Raw genomic sequence first — 5,826 nt, forward strand, 5'->3', positions numbered from 1 at the left:
CCCTCACCTTCGAGGTGGAACTGCTTGGGGTCGGGGGCTGAGCTGCTTCCTGCGGCTGGGCCTGGGCGCACCTCGTTAGGATGACCGTACCGGTGGATCGCCGGTCAAGCAGCTCATGGTCACATTGGTGACAGACCTGGCTCGCCTTTTCTCGACGTGCCGCCGGGATGCAGCCTGTGCCCCGTTCCATGACCTTGACCGGCGGTCCCCCATGGGCTCCGCCCGTTACCACCCTTCGTTGCACTGTTCATGGCTCACACGCTGCCCGCTCTCCCTTACGACATCAACGCGCTCGAGCCCCATATCTCTCAGACCACCCTCGAGTTTCACCACGGCAAGCACCACGCGGCCTACGTCGCCAACCTCAACAAACTGCTGGACGGCACCGATCTCGACGGCAAGAGCCTCGAGGACGTGATCACCAGCGTGGCGGGTGATGCCTCCAAGGCCGGAGTGTTCAACAACGCTGCCCAGGTGTGGAACCACAGCTTCTACTGGCAGTGCATGAAGCCCGGGGGCGGCGGCCAGCCCAGCGGTGCCCTTGCCGAGAAGATCAACGCCGATTTCGGTAGCTTCGAAGCCTTCGTGGAGCAGTTCAAGACTGCCGGCGCCACCCAGTTCGGTAGTGGCTGGGCCTGGCTGATCCTCGATGGCGGCACGCTCAAGATCACCAAGACCGCCAACGCGGATCTGCCCCTGGCCCACGGTCAGAAGGCTCTCCTCACGATGGATGTGTGGGAGCACGCCTACTACCTCGATTACCAGAACAAGCGCCCGGATTACATGACCACCTTCCTGGAGAAGCTGGTGAACTGGGACTTCGTGGCCGCCAACCTGGCCGCCGCCTGATCGTCTCCGGCCCTTTTGGGGCCATCCCTCCCAAGCCAGGCGGCCGCCCTCTCAGGGGCGCGCCGCCTCCAGCACCGCCTCCGGCGCGATCCACATGGCATCGCCATAGGAGAAGAAGCGATAGCCCTGGCTCTTGGCCTCCTCATAGAGATCCAGCAGACGCGGCCGACCGATCAGGGCACTCACCAGCAGCAGCAGCGAACTGCGCGGCAGGTGGAAATTGGTGAGCAGTCCCTGCACCAGCTGAAAGCGGAATCCCGGCTGGATCACCAGATTCACGGGTCCGCTCCATGGCACCAGGCTGCCGCCATGGAGCGCCGCCACCCCTTCCAGGCTGCGGACGCTGGTGGTGCCGATCGCGATCACCCGCCCACCCCGCCGCCGGCAGGCGGCCACCGAATCCACCAGCTCCTGACTGATCTCCACCCACTCGCTGTGCAGATCCAGACTGGAGAGATCCTCCTCCTCCAGGGGGCGAAAGGTGCCGATGCCCACGTGCAGCGTGGCGGTGGCGATGGCCACGCCCCTGGCGCGGATCGCCTCCAGCAGTTCATCGCTCAGATGCAGGCCCGCCGTCGGGGCAGCCACCGCTCCGGGCCTGGCGGCATAGCGGGTCTGGTAGCGGCTCTCCTGCTCAGGATCCGGATGCTGGATGTAGGGGGGCAGCGGCATCGCCCCGTAACGCTGCAACAGGGCCTCGATCGAGGAGGCATCGATGCAGCCGGGGGGGAAACGGATCACCCGCCCGCCGCTGGCCTCATCGAGGGCCACCACCTCCAAGGGCAGGGGCGGCTGACCGGCGGCCTCGAGCTGAAGCACCTCGCCAGGCCGCACCCGCTTGCCGGGACGCACCAGGCAGATCCAGCAGCTGTCGCTGGAAGCCACAGCCGCCTCCCGGGGGGCGGCAGTGTCATAGGGCTGCAGCACCAGCAACTCCACGGCACCACCGCTGGCGCGGCGGGCCTGCAGCCGGGCCTTGAGCACCCGGGTGTCGTTGACCACGAGCAGATCACCCGGGCGCAGTTCCCCCTCCAGATCCCAGACCCTGAGGTGTCTGACCTGCTCTGGGTCTGAGCCGGCAGCCGCGCCGGCTGGGCCCAGGGCCAGCAGGCGGGCACTGTGGCGGGGCTCGGCGGGCGTCTGGGCGATGAACGACGGCGGCAGGTCGTATTCGTAGCTGGAGAGCCGCAGATCGGTGGACGGGTCGCTCAGGGCTGCAGGGCCCGCTCGGGCCGAGGAAACAACAGAAACAACAGAACTCAGAGGGCCAGGCTTTCCGGGGCCGTCTCGATCAGCTGGGCCAGGTCCTTGAGGAAAGCAGCGGCATGGGTGCCGTAGATGACCCGGTGATCGGCCGTGAGGTTCACCTGCATCTGGCGTTTGACGGCGATCGAGCCGTCCTTGCCGGCCACCACGGCGGGACGGGAGGCCGCCACCGCCAGGATCGCTCCGGTTCCCGGCGGCAGGATCGCGTCGAAGCGGTCGACGCCGAACATGCCCAGGTTGGAGAGGGTGAAGGTGCCGGTGCTGTACTCCTCGGGCTTCAGCTGTTTGGAGCGGGAGCGGGCCACCAGATCGGCCCAGGAGCGCGAGAGGCTGTACAGATCAGTGCGATCGGCCGCGGCCAGCACCGGCGTGATCAGACCGCCGTCGTCCATGGCCACTGCCACGGCCACATTGATGGCGGGGGGATAAACCATGCCGCCTTCGCTGAAGGACGCATTGACCTGGGGGTGGCGGGCGAGCACCACACCCACCGCCTTGGCGATCAGAGCCGTCATGGTGACGCCCTTGCTCTTCACCGACTTGGCGAACGCATCGAGCCGGTCGGTGGTGATCGTGTAGCCCACATGGAAGCAGGGCACCGCCAGGCTGGCCACCATGTTGCGGTTGACCGCCGCCTGCAGGGTGTTGAAGGGCACCGTGTCGCCGGGGTTGCCGAAGGCCTGGCCGACGGGGGCCGGTACCGCTGAGCCGTTGGCCGATGCGGCGGCGGCAGGCGCTGAGGTAACCGCAGGGGCTGTGCCCTCCGCCACGCGGGGCAGGCTGGCGGCCTGGCCGGCTGCCCGCTCGACGTCTTCGGCCTGGATGCGGCCATGGGGGCCACTGCCCCGCAGGCTTTCAAGAGCAACACCGAGCTGACCGGCGAGCTTGCGGGCTCGTGGAGTGGCCACCAGCCGCCCGCCGGTGGCCACGGCCACGGGTGCTGGTGAAGGAACTGCCACAGGAGCAGGAGCAGGCACGGGAGCCGCCGGTGCTGCCGGCGCCGGGACAGCGGCCGCCACAGACGCTGGAGCCTCAGCTGGTGCTGGTGCAACCGGGGCCGCCGCCGGTGCTGCCGGCGCCGAAGCCTGGACCGCCGCGATCTCCGCCTCGGTTTCAACGATCAGGCCGATCGTTTCACCCACCGGGGCCGTGCCGCCGGAGGGCAGCAACACCGAGGCGAGAAAGCCCTCCTGGAAGGCTTCCACGTCCATATCGGCCTTGTCGGACTCCACCACCAGCACCGACTCGCCCCTCTCGACGCGATCGCCGGGCTTCTTCAGCCACTCCACGATCTTGCCCTCCGTCATCGTGGAGCTCAGGGCGGGCATGAAGATTTCGTGGGTCGCCAAAGTCCTGATCCCGATGCAGGCTGCGTCAGGATTTTACGTGCGACCCCTCCAAGCGCCGAGCCGGAAGCTCAGCCCCCCTCGATCGCCTCCACCACGCCGTCGCGCACCAGTACGGCCACCTGCAGTTTCTCCACCAGGTTGTCGCCCACCTTGATCTTGCAGGTGCCCTCGATCTGGCCCTGGTCGACGATCTGATCGAACTCGAGATCGCGCACCTGACGCTGCTGCTCGATCAAGGTGCGCTTCTGCTCCTCGAACTCGGCCCGCTTGGCCGCCACCTGCTGCTGGACCGAGGCCACCTGCTCCTGCACGCGGGGATCGAGCGGGTTGAGGCTCTGACGGCGGATCTCATCCACCAGCTGCTGCCCCTCCTGCTCCAGCTGGGACAGCTGCTGGTCACTGTTGCTGACCGCGGCACTCAGCTCCCGCTCGGCGTCCTCCTTCCAGCGGGGGGTGACCACGGCCCGCACCGTGATCGTGCGCTTGATCGTGAGGGTATGGCCTTCAGTCATGGGAGAGGGATCGCAATGACCAGGCTCTCAGCCCGGCGTCCAGCGGTCAACCGAGGGCACCGGGAGAGTTCAGGCCTGGTAGATCCCCTCGATCGCCGCCTCGTCACGCATGGTGATGCGATCACGGCGCTGCTTGAGGGTCTGGGTGAGCAGTCCATTTTCGATCGAAAAGGGCTCCACCAGGGCCACCCCGGCCAGGCGTTCGTCGGGCCGCGACCCCGGCCTGGCCGCCAGCAGCCGGTTGAATTCGCCACTGAGAGCCTTGAGCAGGGCCCGGTCGGCCGGATCAGCGGTGGTCCCGGGGACGGGCAGCTCCCGGGCCCTGGCGAAGGCGGCCAGGGGTTCCGGGCGGGGCACCACCAGGGCGGCGAGCTGGCGGCGGTCCTGACCAACCAGCATCACCTGCTCCACCAGCGGATGGGCCACCAGGGCCTCCTCCAGGGGTCCCGGTTCGATGTTCTCGCCACTGCTGAGCACGATCGTGTCCTTGGCCCGGCCGGTGAGCACCAGGGTTCCATCGGCCAGAAGATGGCCGAGATCGCCCGTATCGAACCAGCCGGCGGCATCCAGCACCGCAGCGGTGGCCTCGGGCTTGCCGAAGTAGCCGGCCATCACCTGGGGACCACGGGCCAGCACCCGGCCCCGCTGGCGCCAGCCCAGCGCTGCACCGCTGTCGGGATCGACGATGCGCAGTTCCGTTTCCGGCAGGGGCTGACCCGCACTGCCGCGCCGGTTTCGCCAGGGGCGGCGGCAGGCCAGCACCGGGCTGGTTTCGGTGAGGCCGTAGCCCACCAGCAGCTCGATGCCGATCGCTTCGAAGAAGCCATCCACATGCAGGGCCAGGGCGCCTCCGCCGCTGATGGCCGTGCGCAGGGCCCCACCCGAGAGCTGCTGGCGCACCTTGGGCCAGAGCAGGACGGAGGCCAGGCCGTGGCCCGGCCAGCTCAGCAGCCAGCCCAGGCCTGCGGCCAGCCGACCCGGCAGCGATTCGGACTCCAGGGTGAGATCAAGGGCACGACGGCGCGACTGGCCATGCCAGCGGCTCAGCCGCAGGGCCTGGCGGATCAGGCCCTGACGGAAGGGAGGCATGGCCTCGAGGGCATCCTCGAAGCCGGCCAGCAGGGCCTCCCACAGCCTCGGCACACTGATCATGTACTGGGGCCTCACCCGCTGCAGATCAGGGCGCAGATGTTTCAGGGTGGTGTAGCTCTGACGGCAGCCGCAGGAGAGCAGGAAGTATTCGGCGGTGCGCTCGTAGGCATGCCAGATCGGCAGCACGCTGAGCACCCGATCGGCCGGCCGGGGAGCCACGGCCACCCCCAGGGTGCGCAACTGGTGCAGCAGATTCGCCTGACTGAGGGGGACGCCTTTGGGACGGCCCGTGGTGCCTGAGGTGTAGAGCAAGGTGGCCAGGCGTTCTGGCCCGCCGCTCGGCAGAGGCGGCGCGGCGGCGTCCTGGCTGCAGCCAAGGGCCTCGAAGGCCTCCCAGCTCAGCTGTCTCGGCACAGGGGACGGGGGGGTGCCGTTGCCGGAAGGGGCTCGATCCTCAAGCACCACCACGAAGCGCAGACCCCCCAGGGCGCCCGGCTCCTGTGCCAGGCGCTCCAGCAGGGCCGCGGACTCCACCACCAACCCCACGGCCCCGGAGTCGTCGAGGATGTAGCGGAGCTCCTCCAGGGGAGCGCCGCTGCCGCGCACGGCATCCGCCGCGCCGCAGCGCATGATCCCCTGATCCGCCACGAGCCAGCGGGGGCTGTTTTCAGCGAACAGGGCCACCACCTCCCCCTCCCCCAGGCCAAGGCTCGCGAAGGCCGCAGGCGCCCGCTGGATGCGGGCGTCGAGCTCGCGGT

At 68.7% G+C, this 5,826-nt stretch carries 5 protein-coding genes; 1 reads left to right on the forward strand and 4 read right to left on the reverse strand.

Annotation, left to right across the window (positions count from 1 at the left end):
• Positions 1 to 249: 249 nt before the first annotated feature.
• Positions 250 to 849: a superoxide dismutase gene (locus KBY78_RS15420; RefSeq protein ID WP_006171887.1), complete on the forward strand. Its 600-nt coding sequence runs from the start codon at positions 250 to 252 to the stop codon at positions 847 to 849.
• Between the two features lie 51 nt (positions 850 to 900).
• Here KBY78_RS15420 and queA read toward each other — a convergent pair whose 3' ends face one another.
• The 4 genes from queA to KBY78_RS15440 all read right to left on the reverse strand — a co-directional run.
• Complete coding sequence (gene queA, locus KBY78_RS15425) at positions 901 to 2,061, reverse strand: tRNA preQ1(34) S-adenosylmethionine ribosyltransferase-isomerase QueA (RefSeq protein WP_255144377.1); 1,161 nt, start codon at positions 2,059 to 2,061, stop codon at positions 901 to 903.
• A 47-nt stretch (positions 2,062 to 2,108) separates the two neighbouring features.
• Positions 2,109 to 3,464 carry a dihydrolipoamide acetyltransferase family protein gene (locus KBY78_RS15430; protein ID WP_255144375.1) on the reverse strand — a complete coding sequence of 452 codons (1,356 nt, stop codon included), beginning with the start codon at positions 3,462 to 3,464 and terminating at the stop codon, positions 2,109 to 2,111.
• A 68-nt stretch (positions 3,465 to 3,532) separates the two neighbouring features.
• Positions 3,533 to 3,976 (reverse strand): YlqD family protein, encoded by a 444-nt coding sequence (locus tag KBY78_RS15435; protein WP_006171890.1) that lies wholly within the window; start codon positions 3,974 to 3,976, stop codon positions 3,533 to 3,535.
• A 69-nt stretch (positions 3,977 to 4,045) separates the two neighbouring features.
• The coding region (locus KBY78_RS15440; RefSeq protein WP_255144376.1) for an AMP-binding protein at positions 4,046 to 5,826 on the reverse strand (1,781 nt) is incomplete at its 5' end.

The sequence above is a fragment of the Synechococcus sp. EJ6-Ellesmere genome (assembly GCF_024345875.1).
Lineage (GTDB): Bacteria > Cyanobacteriota > Cyanobacteriia > PCC-6307 > Cyanobiaceae > Regnicoccus_A > Regnicoccus_A antarcticus.

What these genes read in the sequence shown, in the direction of transcription:
- KBY78_RS15420 (WP_006171887.1), top strand. Translation starts at nt 250, where the DNA reads ATGGCTCACACGCTGCCCGCTCTCCCTTACGACATCAACGCGCTCGAG.
- KBY78_RS15435 (WP_006171890.1), bottom strand. Translation starts at nt 3,976, where the DNA reads ATGACTGAAGGCCATACCCTCACGATCAAGCGCACGATCACGGTGCGG.